General features: G+C 63.8%; 18 protein-coding genes. 4 read left to right on the top strand and 14 right to left on the bottom strand.

The genetic code is table 11. The features are described from left to right. Positions 1-197: 197 nt before the first annotated feature. The 6 genes from VFJ08_RS12080 to dapA form a co-directional block, all read right to left on the bottom strand. Positions 198-530: a hypothetical protein gene (locus VFJ08_RS12080; RefSeq protein WP_324997468.1), complete on the bottom strand. Its 333-nt coding sequence runs from the start codon at positions 528-530 to the stop codon at positions 198-200. Between the two features lie 68 nt (positions 531-598). Beyond that, a complete protein-coding gene (locus VFJ08_RS12075; RefSeq protein WP_324997467.1) occupies positions 599-2,755 on the bottom strand; it encodes a YjbH domain-containing protein in 2,157 nt (718 codons plus the stop codon). After that, positions 2,748-3,551: a capsule biosynthesis GfcC family protein gene (locus VFJ08_RS12070; RefSeq protein ID WP_324997466.1), complete on the bottom strand. Its 804-nt coding sequence runs from the start codon at positions 3,549-3,551 to the stop codon at positions 2,748-2,750. The genes VFJ08_RS12075 and VFJ08_RS12070 overlap by 8 nt, the downstream gene beginning before the upstream one ends. A gap of 61 nt (positions 3,552-3,612) precedes the next feature. After that, positions 3,613-4,293: a YjbF family lipoprotein gene (locus VFJ08_RS12065; protein ID WP_324997465.1), complete on the bottom strand. Its 681-nt coding sequence runs from the start codon at positions 4,291-4,293 to the stop codon at positions 3,613-3,615. 45 nt (positions 4,294-4,338) lie between these two features. Next, entirely contained in the window at positions 4,339-4,653 is a 315-nt protein-coding gene (locus VFJ08_RS12060) for a hypothetical protein (RefSeq protein ID WP_324997464.1), read from the bottom strand. Between the two features lie 175 nt (positions 4,654-4,828). Then, the gene (gene dapA / locus VFJ08_RS12055; protein WP_324997463.1) at positions 4,829-5,722 is read right to left on the bottom strand and encodes a 4-hydroxy-tetrahydrodipicolinate synthase; all 894 of its coding nucleotides are present in this window, start codon (positions 5,720-5,722) and stop codon (positions 4,829-4,831) included. A 111-nt stretch (positions 5,723-5,833) separates the two neighbouring features. On the opposite strand from dapA, the gene VFJ08_RS12050 reads away from it, so the two are divergent. The 3 genes from VFJ08_RS12050 to VFJ08_RS12040 all read left to right on the top strand — a co-directional run bounded on the left by VFJ08_RS12050 (position 5,834) and on the right by VFJ08_RS12040 (position 8,353). Further along, on the top strand, positions 5,834-6,373 hold the full coding sequence (locus VFJ08_RS12050) for a glycine cleavage system protein R (protein WP_324997462.1): 540 nt from the start codon (positions 5,834-5,836) through the stop codon (positions 6,371-6,373). Positions 6,374-6,434: 61 nt separating this feature from the next. After that, positions 6,435-6,905 (top strand): peroxiredoxin, encoded by a 471-nt coding sequence (locus VFJ08_RS12045; RefSeq protein ID WP_324997461.1) that lies wholly within the window; start codon positions 6,435-6,437, stop codon positions 6,903-6,905. Between the two features lie 32 nt (positions 6,906-6,937). Continuing rightward, entirely contained in the window at positions 6,938-8,353 is a 1,416-nt protein-coding gene (locus VFJ08_RS12040; RefSeq protein WP_324997460.1) for a PhoH family protein, read from the top strand. Positions 8,354-8,373: 20 nt separating this feature from the next. Here the strand turns inward: VFJ08_RS12040 and VFJ08_RS12035 are convergent, their stop codons facing one another. Next, the gene (locus tag VFJ08_RS12035; RefSeq protein ID WP_324997459.1) at positions 8,374-9,429 is read right to left on the bottom strand and encodes an AI-2E family transporter; all 1,056 of its coding nucleotides are present in this window, start codon (positions 9,427-9,429) and stop codon (positions 8,374-8,376) included. 201 nt (positions 9,430-9,630) lie between these two features. Between VFJ08_RS12035 and VFJ08_RS12030 the strand changes: the two genes are divergently transcribed. Beyond that, positions 9,631-11,148, top strand: coding sequence for a M48 family metalloprotease (locus VFJ08_RS12030; protein WP_324997458.1), 1,518 nt, complete (start codon positions 9,631-9,633; stop codon positions 11,146-11,148). A 21-nt stretch (positions 11,149-11,169) separates the two neighbouring features. Here VFJ08_RS12030 and lapB read toward each other — a convergent pair whose 3' ends face one another. The 7 genes from lapB to VFJ08_RS11995 form a co-directional block, all read right to left on the bottom strand. Beyond that, positions 11,170-12,357 (bottom strand): lipopolysaccharide assembly protein LapB, encoded by a 1,188-nt coding sequence (gene lapB / locus VFJ08_RS12025; protein WP_324997457.1) that lies wholly within the window; start codon positions 12,355-12,357, stop codon positions 11,170-11,172. Next, positions 12,350-12,640 (bottom strand): lipopolysaccharide assembly protein LapA domain-containing protein, encoded by a 291-nt coding sequence (locus tag VFJ08_RS12020; RefSeq protein WP_324997456.1) that lies wholly within the window; start codon positions 12,638-12,640, stop codon positions 12,350-12,352. Before VFJ08_RS12020 ends, lapB begins: the two co-directional genes overlap by 8 nt. Before the next feature lie 126 nt (positions 12,641-12,766). After that, positions 12,767-13,054, bottom strand: coding sequence for an integration host factor subunit beta (locus VFJ08_RS12015; RefSeq protein ID WP_324997455.1), 288 nt, complete (start codon positions 13,052-13,054; stop codon positions 12,767-12,769). A gap of 178 nt (positions 13,055-13,232) precedes the next feature. Beyond that, positions 13,233-14,912 carry a 30S ribosomal protein S1 gene (gene rpsA, locus VFJ08_RS12010; RefSeq protein WP_324997454.1) on the bottom strand — a complete coding sequence of 560 codons (1,680 nt, stop codon included), beginning with the start codon at positions 14,910-14,912 and terminating at the stop codon, positions 13,233-13,235. A gap of 111 nt (positions 14,913-15,023) precedes the next feature. Next, positions 15,024-15,722, bottom strand: coding sequence for a (d)CMP kinase (gene cmk / locus VFJ08_RS12005; protein WP_324997453.1), 699 nt, complete (start codon positions 15,720-15,722; stop codon positions 15,024-15,026). After that, positions 15,719-17,044 carry a 3-phosphoshikimate 1-carboxyvinyltransferase gene (gene aroA / locus VFJ08_RS12000; protein ID WP_324997452.1) on the bottom strand — a complete coding sequence of 442 codons (1,326 nt, stop codon included), beginning with the start codon at positions 17,042-17,044 and terminating at the stop codon, positions 15,719-15,721. The genes cmk and aroA overlap by 4 nt, the downstream gene beginning before the upstream one ends. Then, the gene (locus VFJ08_RS11995) at positions 17,041-17,931 is read right to left on the bottom strand and encodes a prephenate dehydrogenase (RefSeq protein WP_324997451.1); all 891 of its coding nucleotides are present in this window, start codon (positions 17,929-17,931) and stop codon (positions 17,041-17,043) included. Before VFJ08_RS11995 ends, aroA begins: the two co-directional genes overlap by 4 nt. Between the last annotated feature and the right edge of the window lie 3 nt (positions 17,932-17,934).

Genomic DNA, 17,934 nt, shown 5'->3' with positions numbered 1-17,934 from the left:
TCAGCGACAATGAAGCCGCTCGGCAGGTGAACAACGCCAAAACCGAGATCTTTCAATCCATCAATCAAGCCCGGATTCCGGCTGCCTGAAGCTCGCTATCCGCCGCGCTGCTCAGGCTCATGTCTGGGTTGGAAAAGACTGTGGCGTACGGGCTTCGGTTTTCAAGCGATTGCGCGCAACTAGTGCGCAATCGACGCTCAATTGGCGCCCGATGTGTTGATTGGCGGCGGCGTAATCAGGCAGCGAGATAGCGGATTTTCGGAATCGGTGCCCTGGGGCGCGGTGCGATAGGCGGCCACCGGGCCGTTGGGGACGTCCGGGATCCGCATGTCGGGGTCGGGTTTTGGAATGCTGAGACCAGCCGGGGCCTTGAGCTTGGGAAGCGCCTTGGCGTCTTCGTAGCGCTGGGTCTCGAGACAATTGGGCGAGCCGGCACAGCCACCCAGCACCGCGGCCAGCACGACGGCCACGCCGGCACTCATCGCCTTGCGGCTGTTCGGCCGCGCCGTCTCGGTATCGATGATATTCATTGCGCCTTCCCTTGAAAACTCCACAGTGTTGCATAGGACGAACATGCCGATCGGCACGTTCATCTGCGTCAATTGTCTTTTTCGAAGCCGTCCCAGTAGCGATTCAGATCGCGCGTACCGGTAAGCGAATACAGCGTATAACGCCGATGTAGCGCCGCGCCGCCGTCACGCGTAAGCGGACTGTAGCGGGCTGTCACATGGCTGCGGGACGATTTCGTGAAGAAAATATCCAGCGGCATCGTCAAATAGATACCCTTGTTGAAACTGCCCTCGCCGTATTTGTTGCCGGCGGAGGTAAAGACCGCGTAGGCGCCCAGTGTGACGCCCGAGTCGAAGGTCTTCGACAGGTCGATAGTGGTGCCGTAGTCCTTGGCCAGATAGCGGCCGACGCTGATCCGCGCGAGGATGTGATCGATGCCGGTCTGGATATAGGCCGTGGCGTGGCCCTCCACGGTCGAATAATCCTGAAAGCCGAACCGGGTGTCGTAATCGCGCTTCTTGACCCAATTCAGATCCACCCCGAACGCGACATTGCTGTCGAACGGCCGGTAGAGCACCTCGCCGCCGGCGCCGCCGTACATCTGCTCCAGCAGACCGGCGTACGCCATGCCGAAGACGTTGTCCGACAGGCGCGCGGTGCGCGTGTACTGCAGGTTGTAGAGGCCCAGTTCGGTGTGTTCCAAATATTTGACGACATCGCTGCGAACACGGGGCAACTCGGTCGGCGCCAGGTAATCGGCGTCATCCAAGTTATCGAACAGCGAATAGGCGACCGAAGCGCTCGCCCAGCCATGACGGTCGGTGCGGTATTCCAGGCCGGCCTGCGCGAGCACTTGATAAAGCAGGCCGTCCGGGCCACCGTAGTTGTAGTTCAGGCCCGGCCCGAGATTATAGGAAAAGCCGCGAACGGACTTGTCGTACAGCGTTTTCCCCGGCTCCGCCTTGGCCTCGGCCCGGTTCACGTTCGAGGCGATCACGCCCTGTCGATAGTCCAGATCGGCGAACGGGCTCGCCGGGCTGACCAGCAGCGGATTTCTGGGCAGCGGCTCGCGAGGCAGCTTGTCGTCGCGCAAAAAGAAGCCGCCGCCTTGCCAGCGATACTCGAACGACGTGATATCGCCGCTCGCGGCGTTGTGCAGGATACGGTTGCCGCGCAGTTCCGACTGCCCCAGATAGCGATACGTGACCGGCACGCCGTCGACCACGAGCGTATCGTCCTGCCTCGAGATCCGTGTGACCAAAATGCCGGCGTTTTCCTTCAATCGCTTGGCGACGTGCGACCAGGATTTCGGCTCGTTGTCCCGCGTTTTTTTCGGAAGCACGGGCGCCGGATCCGATTTGGGCTGCGTCAGATGCGCGAGATTCACGCCGATCGTGGCCCCGAGCATGACGGTATTCCCGCGCTCGTATGCCGCCGAAAAGGTCAGGTTGTCGTTCAGGCGCAGGCGGGCGCCGAAGTTGACCGGTAGGTCCTGTTCGAAACTATCGCCCAAGGGCTGGTTTTTGTAGTCGTTACCGTCGTATTCGACCTGAAACGAGAGCGGGCGCCACGGCGTCGTGTATTGGATACCGCCGAAAAGCGACGGCCGGCCGGTGAACCACGACTTCGCGCTAAAACTACCGGTATCGTCCAACCCGCCGCTGAAGCCGACACGCTCGTCGAAATGGCTCGAGATCAAACCCAGCGGATTGTCGAAGTCTCCGCGGCCACCCAGATACCCCCAGGCAAGACCCAGACTGAAATCGAAGTTATACCAGCGTTTGTTGGCCACCAGATATTCGCTGCTGAACAGCCCCGTGCCGCCCAGGTCGCGAAAGCCGATCGCCAGCTCGGGCATGTAGCGGCCTTCTTGGATCGGCGTGATCTTGAGATCGACACCCTTATCCAGATAATCGCGGCCCGGTGTCTCCGAATTATAGGGATGGCCGTCTATGGACGTGTAGCGAAATCCCGCTTGCAGCCAGGTAAACGGCTGAAAACTAAACGAATAGTTCGTGTACGGGTCGATATGGCTGAAAGTAAAATAAAAAGTGCCTTCTTCGGCGTTGCGCGCCGTAGGCGTCTCCAACAGGCCGGTGCCGCCGTAGTCGGCCTGGAACACAGGCAGCTCACCGGTGTGCTCCGCGGCAACGCCCGGCCGCACTGCCGCCGACAGCAGAAAAATGCAAGATAATGCCGCCAGACGCGTGAGCTGGCGGCGCCTGTATTCACCGGCCTCAATCATGACTCGCACTCGCGTTCAGCGGGAAACGGCGGCAATTTTGGCCGACCGGGGTGTGCGCCAGCAGCCCCGCGATGGCATCGCGCATCCAGGGAAACACTGCGCCATCGAGATCGATCGCCCCGACAACGCGGGAACCGGGCGCTAGCTCGGTGTCGGCGTAGTTCCAGGGCGCTACGCCGTAGTGATCCACGTCGCCCTGCGGCGATACGATGGCTATCTCGTCGGTCGTGCCGCCTTTGAGGTCAGGATCGCGATCGAGCAAATCTGAAAGATGCAATCGCGGTGTCCAGTCGACACGATGCACACCGGCCTCATCCCAGATCTCGACCGTATTCGGTACCGCGCAATAACCGATCGCCGCGACGCGCGAGACGGGCGGCCGCTTATTCGGGTGCGCCATCAGCCAGCCCGGCGACCAGTCGCCCGGCTGCCGGTAGTGCTCGGTTTTGGCCAGTTCGCTCTTCCAGCGGGTGACGGCCTTCGCCAGCTCCGCATAGCCGCCTGCCTCAAGACGCCAGCGAAGCTGATTGATCTGGTCGAAAAGATCGGCGCGATGGGCTTTTTCGCTCACGTCGGTGCTGTCGGCCCGCATGAATGCATAAGGCCATGCAATGGCTTCGATATCGGGCAGCGCAAACCACACGTCGATCAAGGAGGCTGGCTGCCCGGAGATCGTCGGCTGCGCGTGCAGGGATGCCAACGGCGCGATACAGAGCACCGCGGCGGTCAACGATTTTCGCCACATCCTCGCCATTCCCGAATTGGCGGCCTCCCCTTTCGATGCGATCGATTTCATCGATACACGACTGCCGGCCGTACTGTTGATACCGAGTTATCTTATTGCCGGGTCGATAAGATCAGCGCAGCGGCCACCAGGGCCGTGCGACCTGCCAACTGATTTCAGGCGCGCCCGGCCACGCCGCCACGTCGGCTTTCCATACATGGCCGCCGTCGTCGCGCCAGTATACCGATCGCGTATCGCCGCCGCCGGCCCAATCTAACGTTTCCACGCATTTGTACAGATCGCGCGTCGTCAGCGGCAACTCGACCGAACGGGCCGCCGAGTCGCACGACCAGTCGGCTCGCGCTCGCCCGGTATGACGCACGCCCTCTTCATCGATCCAGGATCGTTCGACCACAAAATGCGCGGCCGAACCGAGCGCCGTCATCGACACCGGCCTGCCCTGGGCGTCGATCGCTTGATTCATTTCGAGCTGCGGCGTGAGCCCCGACGTGGACTGCAAAAAGCCGTGGTTCAACACCACGACCTCGGCGCGGCCCGTCTGCCAGTACGTCAGCCCGCTCTGTTGCTCGGCGAGAACCAGCAAACCACCGCGACGCCCCAGCGAAAGATCGATCGAGGCATATGGAATTTTCTTGGCCCGCGCGGCGATATCGCCGTGCTGCCCGGGCACGAAACTGCCGATCGTCGCCCAGAACGGGCTGCTGGAAAAACTGCAGCCGCCAAGCATGACAAGGCCGCCCAGCCCCAGCCCCAACACCAGGCCAAAAAAATGGGCCGCCCGAAAGCGGCCCATTTCTGGTACTGGAGTTCGTAAAAACACCAGCGATCTCGCGACGGATCAGGTGCCGCTGGTCCCGCCAGCGCCCGTGCCACCGGTACCGCCTGTGCCGCCGGTACCGCCCGTGCCACTGGTACCCCCCGTACCACCAAGATCGACGTTCTTATCGTCGCTATCCGACACGGCAAAGGCCGCGCCGATCAGAGCCGCGGCGCTCACACCCGCCAAAGCGGCGTAGGTGTAGGTCTGCGCGTTGTCGGTGCCAGCCGCGCCGCCCGACTGTAACTGTTCGTCGCCACTGGCGCCGTTCTGCGCGAAAGCCATCGGCGATGCGACGAGCATCGCGATGCTGATCCCAGCCAAAACCTTTTTCATGTCATCTACTCCCGTGTAGCAGCGGAGACTACTCTGGATAAACCGATTCCAATACTACGACTTACCGAAAAATACTGCAAGAGTTGTCCCCCTAACCCTTGGCACCGGTCGTAGCGTGACGTGTATGCCCAACGCCCGGGCGTATTTTTACCACAGATCGCATCGGTTTGCGCAACTACCGATAGCCATCGACCACTTGTTTCAGGGCATCTCGAACGCTGTCGTGGAAATGATCGGCCAACGGCGTCAGCGGCAAGCGGATGCCCGGCTCGACCCAGCCCATTTCCTGTAGCGCCCATTTGACCGGAATCGGGTTCGCTTCGAAGAACAGCGCCGAGTGCAGTAGCGCCATCTCGGCATCCAGACGCTCGGCCTGTTCACGCCGGCCGTCGATCGCCGCTGCGCACATGCGGCTCATCAGGCCGGGCACGACATTGGCGACCACCGAAATATTGCCCTTGCCGCCGACCAGCATCGACTCCATCGCCGTACCGTCGTCGCCGGAATAGATATGCATATCGTCGCCGACGTGTTCGATCAGTTCGTGGATCCGTTCGATCGAGCCCTTGGCTTCCTTGAGCGCGACGATGTTGTCGATCTTGGAAAGCCGCGCGACGGTTTCCGGCAGCATGTCGACCCCGGTGCGGCTCGGCACGTTGTAGAGGATCTGCGGAATATCCACCGCCATGGCGATCGCGTGAAAGTGCCGGTACAAGCCCTCTTGACTCGGCTTGTTGTAGTACGGACACACCAACAGCGAGGCGTCCGCGCCCACCCGCTTGGCATGGCGCGTCAGACGGATGGCTTCATCGGTGGCATTACCGCCGGTGCCGGCGATCACGGGGATGCGTTTGGCGACGATTTCGACTGTCCGCTCGATCACTTCGTCGTGCTCGCGAAAACCCAGCGTCGCGGATTCGCCGGTCGTGCCGACCGAGACGATACCGTTGGTGCCCTCGTCGATATGCCAGTTGATCAGTCGTTCGAGCGCTTGCCAGTCGACGCTGCCGTCCGCGTGCATCGGCGTCACGATGGCGACCATGCTCCCGCCGAGCGCTTGCGTATCCATGACCACGATGTCTCCTCATGCCTCGGGCCTAGAGAGCCGCGATTGTAACCGGCTTGTTGGTGCTAACATACCCGGCTTTTCAATCGTGTCGATCCGCGCTCCGAGACCTGCATGCCCGAAATCAAAAAATATCTGTCGCTCGTCGCCCTCGGCGCCAGCCGGGACAAGCTGGCCCACGACCTGATCCGTGCGATCGGCCGTCGCGGCTGCGAGATACTCGAGTGCCGCATCACCCCGCTCGGCGATCATTTCTCGGCCGCCGTGCTGCTGTCCGGGAACTGGAGCGCAATGGGCAAGATGGAAAGCGCGCTGCCGGGACTCGCCGAGCATCTGGGGCTGTCGATTCGCTTCGAGCACACCGAGCCCGCCGAGCCGCCGCGCGATTTCCGTCCCTACGCGGCCGAGGTGGTGGCGCCGCAACAGCCGCGGTTGCTGAGCGAGTTGATGAGTTTTTTCACCGAGCAGGATGTCGCCGTGGTCGAAGCCAGCGTGCAGGCCTATCAGTCCGGCATGACCGGCGCCGACATGTGCACCACCCATCTTTCTTTGCATGTGCCGATCAGCCAGCATCCGCAGACCCTGCGCGATGCGTTCATGGACGTATGCGACGACCTGCACGCCGACGGACTGCTGGACCCGATCAAGACTTGACGGCTCGCGCGAAGGCCTCCCCCAATTCATTGATTTTCATAGATTGAGGAATACACAATTCATGAGCCCGATTGCCCCCGAGGACAAGGCGCCCGATTTCAAGGCGCCCGCGACCGGCGACAAGACGCTGTCGCTAGCCGATTTCGCCGGCCAGACGCTGGTGCTGTATTTCTATCCACGCGACAACACCCCCGGCTGCACCCAGGAAGGCGAGGCGTTTCGCGATCTGTACGAACAGTTCCGCGCGGCGGACGCCGATATCGTCGGTGTATCGCGCGACTCGCTGCGCAAGCACGACAACTTCCGCGGCAAATACGGTTTTCCCTTCGACCTGATCAGCGACGCCAACGAGAGCATGTGCAAGGATTATGGTGTGCTCAAGGAAAAGAACATGTACGGTCGGATGCATATCGGCATCGAGCGCAGCACCTTCGTGATCGACGGCGAAGGCGTCGTCCGCCATGTCTGGCGCGGCGTGAAGGTGGCCGATCATGCCGACGAGGTGCTGGCTGCGGTGCGCGCGCTAAGCTAGCCACCGTCCCACCTCCACGCGGTAGCGATTCCATGGCCCGACGGGTATTCGTTCTCGACACCAACGTGCTCATGCACGACCCCACCGCGCTGTTCCGGTTTCAGGAACACGACGTGTTCGTTCCGATGGTCGTGCTCGAAGAGCTCGACGGCGGCAAGAAAGGCGTTTCGGAAGTCGCGCGCAACGTACGCCAGGTCAGCCGCTTTCTCGACGAGTTGATCGCTGGCCGGTCGCACGAGGAGATCGGCCAAGGCATCGATTTGGATCAGCGCGCCACGACCGCCGCACGCGGCAACGGCCGCGAGACGCCCGAGGCCACGGGCCGGCTGTTCTTCGAGACCCGCCCGCCCGAAGACGCACTGCCAACTTCGCTGGCCGGCAGCAAGGCCGATAATTCGATCCTGCTGAGCGCGCTGGCGCTGCGAAACGTTTTCGGCCAGTCCGAAATCGTCCTCGTTTCCAAGGACATCAATCTACGCATCAAGGCCTCGGTGATCGGCATCGAGGCCGAGGATTACTTTAACGACAAGGTCCTGGAGGATCTGGACCTGCTCTACACCGGTCATGCGGGCCTGCCTGTGGACTTTTGGGAGCGCCATGCCGAGGACATGGAGTCGTGGCAGGACATGGGCCAAACCTACTACAAGGTCAGCGGCGAAGACGTCGCCGATTGGTATGTCAACGAACTCCTGCATTTCGACCGCCCCAACGATGTCGAATTGATCACCCGCGACATCGAGGGCGACACGGCGCTGCTCGAGATGGCCGAGGATTTCCGCGAAGGCAAGCGCCATGTCTGGGGCGTGCACGCGCGCAACCGCGAGCAGAACTTCGCGCTCAATCTGCTGATGGACCCGGACATCGACATCGTCACCCTGTTGGGCGCGGCGGGCACCGGCAAGACGCTGTTGACCCTCGCCGCCGCGCTGTCGCAGACGCTGGACGAGTCGCGCTATCGCGAGATCATCATGACCCGAGTCACGGTACCGGTGGGCGACGACATCGGCTTTCTGCCCGGCACCGAGGAAGAAAAAATGACGCCCTGGATGGGCGCCCTGATGGACAACCTCGAAGTGCTGACCGGCAACAGCGGCACGGTTTCGGAATGGGAACGCGCCGCGACCAACGAGCTGTTGTCCAACCGCATCAAGATCCGCTCGGTGAACTTCATGCGCGGGCGCACGTTTTTGGAACGCTTCGTCATTCTGGACGAAGCCCAGAACCTCACGCCCAAGCAGACCAAGACCTTGATCACCCGCGCGGGCCCGGGCACCAAGTTCGTCTGCCTCGGCAACCTGGCGCAGATCGACACGCCCTATCTCACCGAAACCAGCTCCGGGCTCACGCGCGTGGTCGACAGTTTCCGCGACTGGCGCCACGCCGGCCATGTCACCCTCGCCCAGGGCGAGCGTTCGCGGCTGGCGCATTATGCATCCGAACACCTCTAGGGGCGTCTACGGCCGAGCCGCTAATCTTCGACATGACCTTCGATTCGGCGCTCTCCGGCGGTGCGCGCGCCATGCGGCCACGCCTTGAGCACCGAATGCACCAGCGTGGCCAGCGGAATGGCGAAAAACACGCCCCAAAAGCCCCAAATACCGCCGAAGAACAATACCGCCGTGATGATGGCGACGGGGTGCAGATTCACGGCTTCCGAAAACAGGATCGGCACCAGCAGGTTGCCGTCGAGCATCTGCAGGACGATGTAAGCGATCAGCACCCAAACCGTGTGCGTATGCACGCCCCATTGGGCGTAGGCGACGAGCATCACCGGCACGGTCATGCCGAACGCGCCCACATACGGCACGAGCACCGAGAATCCGACCAGCGCGGAAAGCAGCATCGCGTAGTTCAGCCCGAGCGACCAGAACACGATATAGGCTACGATCCAGACGATGACGATTTCCAACGCCTTGCCGCGTATATAGTTGCCGAGCTGGACGTTGACGTCGCTCCAGACCTGGCGCAGCAACACGCTGTTGCGCGGCACGAATCGGGCACACCAGTGTAGTAGCGGATACTTGTCGCGCAGCATGAAGAAAACCATGAGCGGCACGAGCACCAGGTAAACGGCGAGGTAAAGCAGGCTCGCGCCCACCACCAGAGAACGGCTGAGCACGGCCTTGCGCAAAGCGCCGACATCGATGGACACGCTGCCCAACAGGGCGTCCATCTGATCGGGCGTGATCAACGAGGGGTAGCGCGCCGGCAGACCGCTGATCCATTCCTGCACGCGCTGCACCAGCTCCGGCAGTTGCTGGAGAATCTGGCCGGCTTGGCGCGTCAACAAGGGCATGAGCGCGAAACTCACCCAGACCACGCCCAGCAACAACGCGATCGAGACGATAGCGGCGCCCAGGGTTCGCGGAACCCGTGCGCCGCCGAGCCAGTTCACCGGCGTATCCAGCAGATAGGCGAGGACCAGCGCCGCCAGCACGGGCGCGACCAGTTGGCCCACGAACAGCACGACGATCAGCCCGCCCAGAAGCATCAGAACCAACGAGACCAGCTGCGGGTCCGACATATGTCGTGCGAACCAGGCGCGAAACACGTTCATTAAGGCTGATCTCGTGGTGGGATAGCGTCAGCCGGCTATCGTAGGGCCTCCCGATATTTCGCGCGAGCCCGCGCCGGCGCGAGTGATGTTTTGGCCGTAAGCCGCGAGTGCACGGTTAACCCGGCGAACCAAACGCGCTAATCTGCGTCTAACGCTTCGAGGGACCGATTGAACTTGCTCACCATGCGTGTATCCAGCGCCGCAATGGCCGGCCTGCTGCTGTTGGCCGGCGCCAACGCCGCCCCCGGCTTGGCGATGGCCGCCGATCACGGCGAATACAACCTGCCCGATCTCGGCCAGCCGGCCGATACCGTAATGACCCCGGCCGAAGAACATCGCCTGGGCGCGCAGGTCGTCGCGCGGTTGCGCAGCCAGGACCGGATCGTCCAGGATCCGGAGCTGTCGGAATACCTCACCAGCGTCGGGGTCCGGCTGGCACGCCATACCGATCGAGCGGCCGACACGTTTCATTTCTATGTCATCGATACCGGCGACATCAACGCCTTCGCCTTGCCCGGCGGCTATATCGGCGTCAATGCCGGGCTGATCATGGCGACCAAATCCGAAAGCGAACTGGCCAGCGTGATGGCGCACGAAATCGCGCATGTCACGCAACGCCACATCGCCCGGCAGATGGCCGAAAGCCGCGGCGACACCATCGCCACGCTCGCCACCGCGATCGTGGCGGCCGTCGTTGGCGCCCAGGCCGGGGGCGGCGATGCCGCGACCGCCGCGATCATGGGCGGTCTGTCGCATCTGGGCATGCAGCGGATCAGCTACACGCGCGCCCACGAACATGAAGCCGATCGCGTCGGCATCCGCGATCTCGCGCGCTCGGGCTACGATCCGCACGCCATGGCCCGTTTCTTCGGCACACTGCAGCGCCAGAGTGATCTCTACGGGCGGCATCTGCCCCAGATCCTGCTCACCCATCCCGTGTCCTCCACCCGTATGGCCGAGGCCGAGGCCCGGGCCGCCGATTACCCGAACGTGAAGGTCCACACCAATCCGGAATATCCATATATGCGGGCCCGAACGCGGGTGCTCGAAGCCCGCAACGTGGACAACGTGCGCAATTATTTCCACGCCGCGCTGACCGGCGACACACCGACGCCGGCCGACAAATACGGCTATGCGCTGGCGCTCCACCGCATGAGTCGGGACCAGCAGGCGATCGCGCTCATGCGCGCGGGGCGCAAGGCCCACCCGGACATCCTGGCTTGGCGCATGGGCCTGGCCGAGGCGCTCGGCCAGGCAGGCGACACCGGCGCGGCGCATGACGTGCTGGCCGCCGCGCTCAAGCAGTTTCCGCACAGCGGCGCGCTCCGGCTGGCCTACGCGCAGAACCTGGAAAACCAGGGGAAACCGGGCGCGATGCGCAATTATCTGCTCTCGCAGACCAAGGTGCTCGACACGTACCCGGCCGCGCAGGCGCTGCTCGCGCGCGGCGCCGGAGAACAGAACAACCTCGGTGAAGCCTATTATCGCCAGGCCCGTTATTTCGCGATGCTAGACGCTTATCCGGAGGCGATCAATCAGCTCCGGACCGCCCTGCAGACAGTCGATCTGAGCTCCTACAACGAGTCCCGGCTCAGCGCCCTGCTCGACCAGATGGTGACCGCCTGCCACCGCGCCTGGTCGCCCACGCAGTGCCGGCGCGGCGTCGCCCAGGGCAACAACTATTAGGCGGGCTACCGCCCTACTCACCTACTCGCTCGGCCGGATGTCCTGTCGCGGCGCCACCGTGTTCCACTGACGGCAACTCGGACACTGCCAGTGCAGATACCGCCCCGAGAACCCGCAATGACCGCAGCGATACGTCGGCTCGTGGTCGATGATGCGCGCCAGCGACCGGCGCAGATTATCGAGCGGACCGGTGAGATTACTGCGTGGATCGGCCGAGGCCAGTTCCAGCAGATGGTAGAAGCCGACCCAACTGGCCTCGGACTGGAGATAGCGCGATAGATGCGCGATGGCCTCGTCGACGCGGTCCGCGCGCTGTAAGTGCCGAGCATATGCGACATGGCCGGCCGCGCCGTTCACCTCGACCATGAACGCCTGCAGGAAATCGATGTAGCCGACCACGTCGTCGCAGGCATCGAAGCAGCGCCGTATCGGCTCCAGGGTCTCGGTGGCGAAGGCTATGTCTTGAACCAGCACCTCGCGATAGGCCCGGATCGCGCCGCGATAGTCTCGGTTGCGCTCGGCGACACCACCGGCGATCAGACTGATGCGCGCGCAGTTTTGATAGGCCTGGCGCGCGGCCTTGAGCTGCCCGTTCACCCCGGGGTCGTCGCCGGCCGCCGCCGCCTGCTCGGCGAGTTCGCAATGGTACTGCGCGATGATCGGCCGTAGCGACGCACCCCGCACCCGCTCGAGATGCTGGGTCGCGGCGATCGCCTGTTCCCAGTCGCGTACCTGCTCATGGATCGTGATCAAACCGTTCAAGCTGCGCTCTGCGAACGACGACTGGTCGACCAGATCCACGAACAGATCTTCGGCCCGATCCAGCACGCCGGCCTTGAGATAATCCTGCGCCAGTTCATAGCGCGCTTGATTGCGGTGGGCGGGCGCGAGGTTCGGCCGCGCGACCAGGTTCTGATGCAGGCGCAGCGCGCGGTCGATATCGCCCTGGCGTCGAAACAGATTGCCGAGCGCGAGATGGGTTTCGGCGGTCTCGTTGTCGACCTCGAGCACGCGGATGAATGTCTCGATCGCGCGGTCGGCGTCCTCGTTGACGAGATAGCGGATGCCGCGAAGATAATCGGCGTGTACCGGCGGCGGTCGCTGCTGACGTATGCTTGCGCTGCGCTTTTCCCAGCGTACGCGGGCCAGCCACCCCGACCCCGCTGCGCCCAGCAGCAGGATGAGTGGCGCGATCAGCCCCTCAAGCATCGTAGATAGGCATGCTCCGCAGGTTCGTGATTTCGGCTTCCGCGTGCTTGAGCCGACGCCGCGTACGGGACAGCCGCGACCGCAGCTTGGCCATGCGGACGCCGCATACGACAAGTGCGATCACGAGCCCGAGCAGAAACGCCAGCCCCAGCAGAACGGCCAACGGCGCCTCGGTCGTGGTCCAGAGCAGATCGACCGGCGTCGATCCGTAATTGAAAAATCCGAAAGCCAAGCCGATGAACAAGGCCAGAATGATGATCAGATTACGGATAAGGCGCAGCATGACATTCCTCGTGTGACGACGAGCGCAGCGGGCCGGGCGCGAACTCCAGGCCTCGGCTAGACTCCAGTCTAGCTGCAGAACGCCAAGTTGGCCATCGGAAACAAAGGCTTCAAGCGCGCCGACTACCTACGAACCGTGATTGTTCACGCGCTCGCGCAGTTCCTTGCCCGGCTTGAAATGCGGCACGTACTTGCGGGGAATATCCACCGCTTCGCCGGTCTTGGGATTGCGCCCGCGGCGCGCGGGACGATGGTGAACCGAGAAGCTGCCGAAACCGCGGATCTCGACCCGGCCGCCTTCGGCGAGTTCACCAATGACATGGTCCAGCAGCAACTTGACGGCCAGCTCCACGTCGCGCTGGGTCATATGAGCCTGGCGATCGACCAGGCGTTCAATCAATTCGGATTTAGTCATCCAGCGCTCTCCCTAGAAACGCCGTCCCCCAATAACGTGCCGGATGCGGCCCGCCCCAGATAGTCGCCGCCGGCAATGCCTTTCGATTTCTCTGCCGGCCCTGCGACGACCGTGTAAGAGGCTATTTAAAACACGGGGCGCGCGCAAGCACCCCGTGTCATTCATCGCCCGCTATCCGCTAACTGTCGCGGTCGGCCATCTGCTCCTTGAGCAGTTCGCCGAGGCTGGTGGTGCCGGTCGAGGCATCGGTATCCGCGTAATCGCGCATCGCCTGCTGCTCGTCTTTTTCTTCCTTGGCCCGGATCGACAGGCTGATCGAGCGGTTACGACGGTCCACGCCCACGAAGCGCGCATCGACCGCCTCACCTTCGGAGAGCGCCGAGCGCGCGTCTTCGACCCGATCGCGCGAAATATCCGAGGCGCGGATATAACCGGTCACGTCGTTGCCGAGATCGACGCTCGCGCCGCGCGCGTCGACCGAAGCGATGGTGCCGGACACGATGCTGCCCTTCGGGTTGTCGGCCACGAACGAACCCAGCGGATCCTGCGCGAGCTGCTTGATGCCCAGCGAAATACGCTCGCGGTCGGCGTCGATCGCCAGCACCGCGGCCTCGACTTGATCGCCCTTCGAATAGTTGCGAACGATCTCCTCGCCCGGCTCGTTCCAGGACAGATCCGACAAATGCACCAGCCCGTCGATGTTGCCCGGCAGGCCGACGAAGATACCGAAGTCGGTAATCGACTTGATCTGGCCCGACACCGTGTCGCCGCGCTGATGTTGAGCCGCAAAATCTTCCCACGGATTGGATTGGCACTGCTTCATGCCGAGCGAAATACGACGGCGCTCCTCGTCGATCTCAAGCACCATGACCTCGACTTCGTCGCCGACCGAGACCACCTGGTTCGGGTTGACGTTCTTGTTGGTCCAGTCCATTTCGGAAACGTGCACCAAGCCTTCCACGCCTTCCTCGATCTCGACGAAGGCGCCGTAATCGGTGATGTTGGTGACGTTGCCGAACAGGCGGGTATGCTCGGGATAGCGGCGGGCGATATCGACCCACGGATCGTCGCCGAGCTGCTTGAGACCCAGCGAGACGCGGGTCCGCTCGCGGTCGAACTTGAGCACCTTGACCTCGATCTCGGCGCCTACGGTGACCACGTCCGACGGGTCCTTGATGCGCTTCCAGGACATATCGGTGATATGCAGCAGGCCGTCGATCCCGCCCAGGTCCACGAACGCGCCGTAGTCCACCAGGTTCTTGACGATGCCCTTGAGCACGATGCCTTCCTGGAGCGTGTCCAGCAGCTGCTTGCGCTCTTCGCTGTACTCTTCCTTGAGCACATCGCGACGCGACACGACTACGTTGTTGCGCAGACGATCGAGCTTGATGACACGGAACTCGAGCGGCTTGCCTTCGAGATATGTGGTATCGCGCACCGGGCGCACGTCGACCAGAGAACCCGGCAGGAACGCGCGGATGTTGCCGACATCGACGGTATAGCCGCCCTTGACCTTGCCCGAGATATGACCGACCACCGATTCGCTGTTCTCGTAGGCTTCGGTGAGAAAGTCCCAGGTGCGGATGCGCTGAGCCTTTTCCTTCGACAGGCGGGTCGCGCCGAAACCGTCTTCGACGGCTTCCAGGGCGACTTCTACCTTGTCGCCTTCGCCAACGGTCAGTTCGCCGTTCTCGTCGTAGAATTCATCGATCGGGATCACGCCTTCGGACTTGAGGCCCGCATCGACGATCACGACATCGTTCTTTATTTCCAGCACCTCGGCGTTGATGAGGGAACCGGGCTGCATGGTACGACCCTGCAGACTTTGCTCGAATAGCTCGGCGAAACTTTCAGACATGAGTGGGGGAAATCCTGCGGCGCCCAACGTCGACGCCATCCGTTGTTGAAAAAACAAAAACACCGCTCGCGGCATTGCACCACGAACGGACCCATACGAGTGCCGGCGCGCTCAGTCGGCGGGCCAGCCCCTGGCCGCCACCAGAGCCTGTATCCTGCTCAGCGAGGTGGCGACATTATCACCGGTGGTATCGATGACGTATGCATCGACCGCCGGCTTCAGCGGCGCGGCACCCCGCGATGCATCGCGTTGGTCCCGCGCCATGATCTCACGATATATCCGATCGAGATTAGCATCAACACCTTTTTCGGACAACTGCGCATGACGTCGACGCGCTCTTTCGGCGGCCGAGGCCGTGATATAGAGCTTCAGTTCGGCCCGCGGGAAGATCACCGTGCCCATATCGCGTCCGTCGGCGATCAGACCGGGCGGCGCGACGAAATCGCGCTGACGCGCGAGCAGCGCCTCGCGGATCGACGGCAACGCGGCCCAGCGCGACGCCGCTTCGGAAACCGCATCGGCGCGGATCGCCTCGGTGACGTCCTCGCCGGCCAGTTCCACGCGCTGGCCCTCGCCGGTATCGGGAACGAAACGCATCGACAGGCCTTCGGCGATCGCCACCGCGCTCGCCCGATCGGCCTCGCGGCCGACATCCAAGCCTTCACGCAGCGCGCCGAGGCCGACCAAGCGGTACAACGCGCCGCTGTCGAGCAGCCACCAGCCGAGCGCGCGCGCCAGTTCCGAGGCGAGCGTGCCCTTGCCCGCGCCGCCGGGCCCGTCCAGGGTAATCACCGGCGCGCGCGCACTCATTCGTCCGTCCTGGATTCGATCGCCAGGCCGGCCGACGCGGCCAGATCGACGAAGCCGGGAAAGGATGTATCGACATAGTCGCAATCGTCGATGACGATCGGCGCCGCGGCGCGCAGTGCCGCCATGGCGAACGACATGGCGATGCGGTGATCCTCGTGGCTCGCGATCCCGCCACCGGAGAAACTCGTGGCGCCGGGGCGGCCGACGATGGTCAGCCCGTCCTCGACCTCGCTGCATTCCACGCCGAGCCGGGCCAGCCCCTCGGCCATCACCGCGATGCGATCGCATTCCTTGACGCGCAGTTCGGCCGCGCCGGTCACGCGCGTCGTGCCGCGGGCGCAGGCCGCGGCGATAAAGATCGCCGGGCATTCGTCGATCGCCAGCTCCACCTCGGCCGCGCCGATCTCGATCCCGTGCAGCGCCGCCGAGCGCACGCGAATATCGGCCGCCGGCTCGCCGGCCTGGTCGCGCTCGTCGATCAGCGTGATATCCGCGCCCATGGCCCGCAGGATGTCGATCACGCCGCGGCGGGTGGCGTTGATGCCGACGCCGCGCAGCGTGATGTCGCTGTTTGGGGCGATGGTCGCGCCGACCATGAAGAACGCGGCGGAGGACAGATCGGCCGGCACCGCGACATCGGTCGCCGTCAACCACTGCCCGCCGCGCAGCGCGACGCTATCGCGGTCGCGTTCGAGCTCGACCCCGAAGGCGCCGAGCATGCGCTCGGTGTGGTCGCGGGAGACGCCGGGCTCGCGCACCCGCGTCGTGCCGTTGGCGTACAGCCCGGCGAGCAACACACAGGACTTGATCTGGGCGCTGGCGACCGGCGGGGTGTAATCGATACCGGCCAACGCGGCGCCGCCGCTAATGGACAACGGTGCGCGGCCGCCATCCCGGCCCTCGATCCGCGCGCCCATCTCGCGCAACGGATCGATCACGCGCTTCATCGGCCGCCGCGACAGGCTGGCGTCGCCGGCGAGCACGGAATCGAATGCCTGGCCGGCCATAATGCCGGAAAGCAGGCGCATGGAGGTGCCCGAATTGCCCAGATCCAGCGCCGCCTCGGGCGCGTGCAGCCCGTGCATGCCGAGACCCTCGATCACGCGGGCGTCTTGCTGCATGCCGTGGGTCAGCCCCATCGCGCCGAACGCGTTGAGCGTGGCGAGGCAATCCGCGCTTTCCAGGAAACCGGAGATCCGGCTCGTGCCACGGGCGAGCGCGGCGAACATGATGGCGCGATGCGAAATCGACTTGTCGCCGGGCACGCGAACCTCGCCGGTCAACGCCCCGCCCGGCTGCACATGAAAGCTCTTGCCGCTCATCGTTCGTTTCGCTCCCGCACTGACACGAACCCGTCGCGCGCCGTCTTAGCGCGCTCGAAAACCCGATAAAGGCGATCGTCGTCGCCGTTCGCGATAGCCGCGCGCACATCCTGCAGGCGCGCCATATAGGCATCCAGCGTTGCCAGGACCGGCTCGCGATTGGCCGTGACGATATCGCGCCACAGCGCGGCATCGCTAGAGGCGATGCGCGTGAAATCGGCGAAGCCGCCAGCCGCGTATTCGAAAATCTCGATGCGCTCGCCCATCGCCGCCAGCGTATCCACCAACGTATAAGCCAGCACATGCGGCAAATGGCTGGTGGCGGCCAGTATCTCGTCGTGATGCGCCGGGCTCATGCGCGCGATTTGCGCGCCGAGCGCGCGCCACATCGCCTCGACGCACGCCACCGCCGCGGCATCGGTCGCCGCATCGGGCGTCAGGATCACGCGCCGCGCTTGGAACAAAGTCGCGAAGCCGGCCTCGAGGCCGCTGTTCTCGGTACCGGCGATCGGGTGGCCCGGCACGAAACGTTTGTACGCCGGCGTATCGAAGACGCGCGCGGCCGCCGCGACCACGCTGGCCTTGCTGCTGCCGGTGTCGGTAACGGTGGCATCGGCGCGCCGCGAGGCCGCGATTTGGGCCAGCACCGGCTCGATCATGCCCGGCGGCGTGGCGACGACGATAAGCTCGGCCTCGGACACGGCCTCGGCGATCTCGGCGTGGCAATCGTCGACCAAACCGAGTTCGAGCGCGCGCGGCGCGTCGGCGTTTGACGCGACCGCCCCGCTCAGACGCCCGGCATAGCCGGCGGCGCGTAGCCCACGGGCGATCGAGCCACCGATCAGGCCGAGCCCGACGATCGCGATACCGTCAATATCCGACAACACGGG

Origin of the sequence: Salinisphaera sp. (genome assembly GCF_035690525.1) — a bacterium.
GTDB lineage: Bacteria > Pseudomonadota > Gammaproteobacteria > Nevskiales > Salinisphaeraceae > Salinisphaera.
The sequence above is the reverse complement of the archived record's forward strand: the minus strand, read 5'-3'. Positions and strand labels throughout refer to the sequence as shown.

Excerpts from the sequence above, each read along its gene's own strand:
- VFJ08_RS12080 (WP_324997468.1), bottom strand. The coding sequence starts at position 530 with ATGAATATCATCGATACCGAGACGGCGCGGCCGAACAGCCGCAAGGCG.
- VFJ08_RS12075 (WP_324997467.1), bottom strand. The coding sequence starts at position 2,755 with ATGATTGAGGCCGGTGAATACAGGCGCCGCCAGCTCACGCGTCTGGCG.
- VFJ08_RS12070 (WP_324997466.1), bottom strand. The coding sequence starts at position 3,551 with ATGAAATCGATCGCATCGAAAGGGGAGGCCGCCAATTCGGGAATGGCG.
- VFJ08_RS12065 (WP_324997465.1), bottom strand. The coding sequence starts at position 4,293 with ATGGGCCGCTTTCGGGCGGCCCATTTTTTTGGCCTGGTGTTGGGGCTG.
- VFJ08_RS12060 (WP_324997464.1), bottom strand. The coding sequence starts at position 4,653 with ATGAAAAAGGTTTTGGCTGGGATCAGCATCGCGATGCTCGTCGCATCG.
- dapA (WP_324997463.1), bottom strand. The coding sequence starts at position 5,722 with ATGGATACGCAAGCGCTCGGCGGGAGCATGGTCGCCATCGTGACGCCG.
- VFJ08_RS12050 (WP_324997462.1), top strand. The coding sequence starts at position 5,834 with ATGCCCGAAATCAAAAAATATCTGTCGCTCGTCGCCCTCGGCGCCAGC.
- VFJ08_RS12045 (WP_324997461.1), top strand. The coding sequence starts at position 6,435 with ATGAGCCCGATTGCCCCCGAGGACAAGGCGCCCGATTTCAAGGCGCCC.
- VFJ08_RS12040 (WP_324997460.1), top strand. The coding sequence starts at position 6,938 with ATGGCCCGACGGGTATTCGTTCTCGACACCAACGTGCTCATGCACGAC.
- VFJ08_RS12035 (WP_324997459.1), bottom strand. The coding sequence starts at position 9,429 with ATGTCGGACCCGCAGCTGGTCTCGTTGGTTCTGATGCTTCTGGGCGGG.
- lapB (WP_324997457.1), bottom strand. The coding sequence starts at position 12,357 with ATGCTTGAGGGGCTGATCGCGCCACTCATCCTGCTGCTGGGCGCAGCG.
- VFJ08_RS12020 (WP_324997456.1), bottom strand. The coding sequence starts at position 12,640 with ATGCTGCGCCTTATCCGTAATCTGATCATCATTCTGGCCTTGTTCATC.
- VFJ08_RS12015 (WP_324997455.1), bottom strand. The coding sequence starts at position 13,054 with ATGACTAAATCCGAATTGATTGAACGCCTGGTCGATCGCCAGGCTCAT.
- rpsA (WP_324997454.1), bottom strand. The coding sequence starts at position 14,912 with ATGTCTGAAAGTTTCGCCGAGCTATTCGAGCAAAGTCTGCAGGGTCGT.
- cmk (WP_324997453.1), bottom strand. The coding sequence starts at position 15,722 with ATGAGTGCGCGCGCGCCGGTGATTACCCTGGACGGGCCCGGCGGCGCG.
- aroA (WP_324997452.1), bottom strand. The coding sequence starts at position 17,044 with ATGAGCGGCAAGAGCTTTCATGTGCAGCCGGGCGGGGCGTTGACCGGC.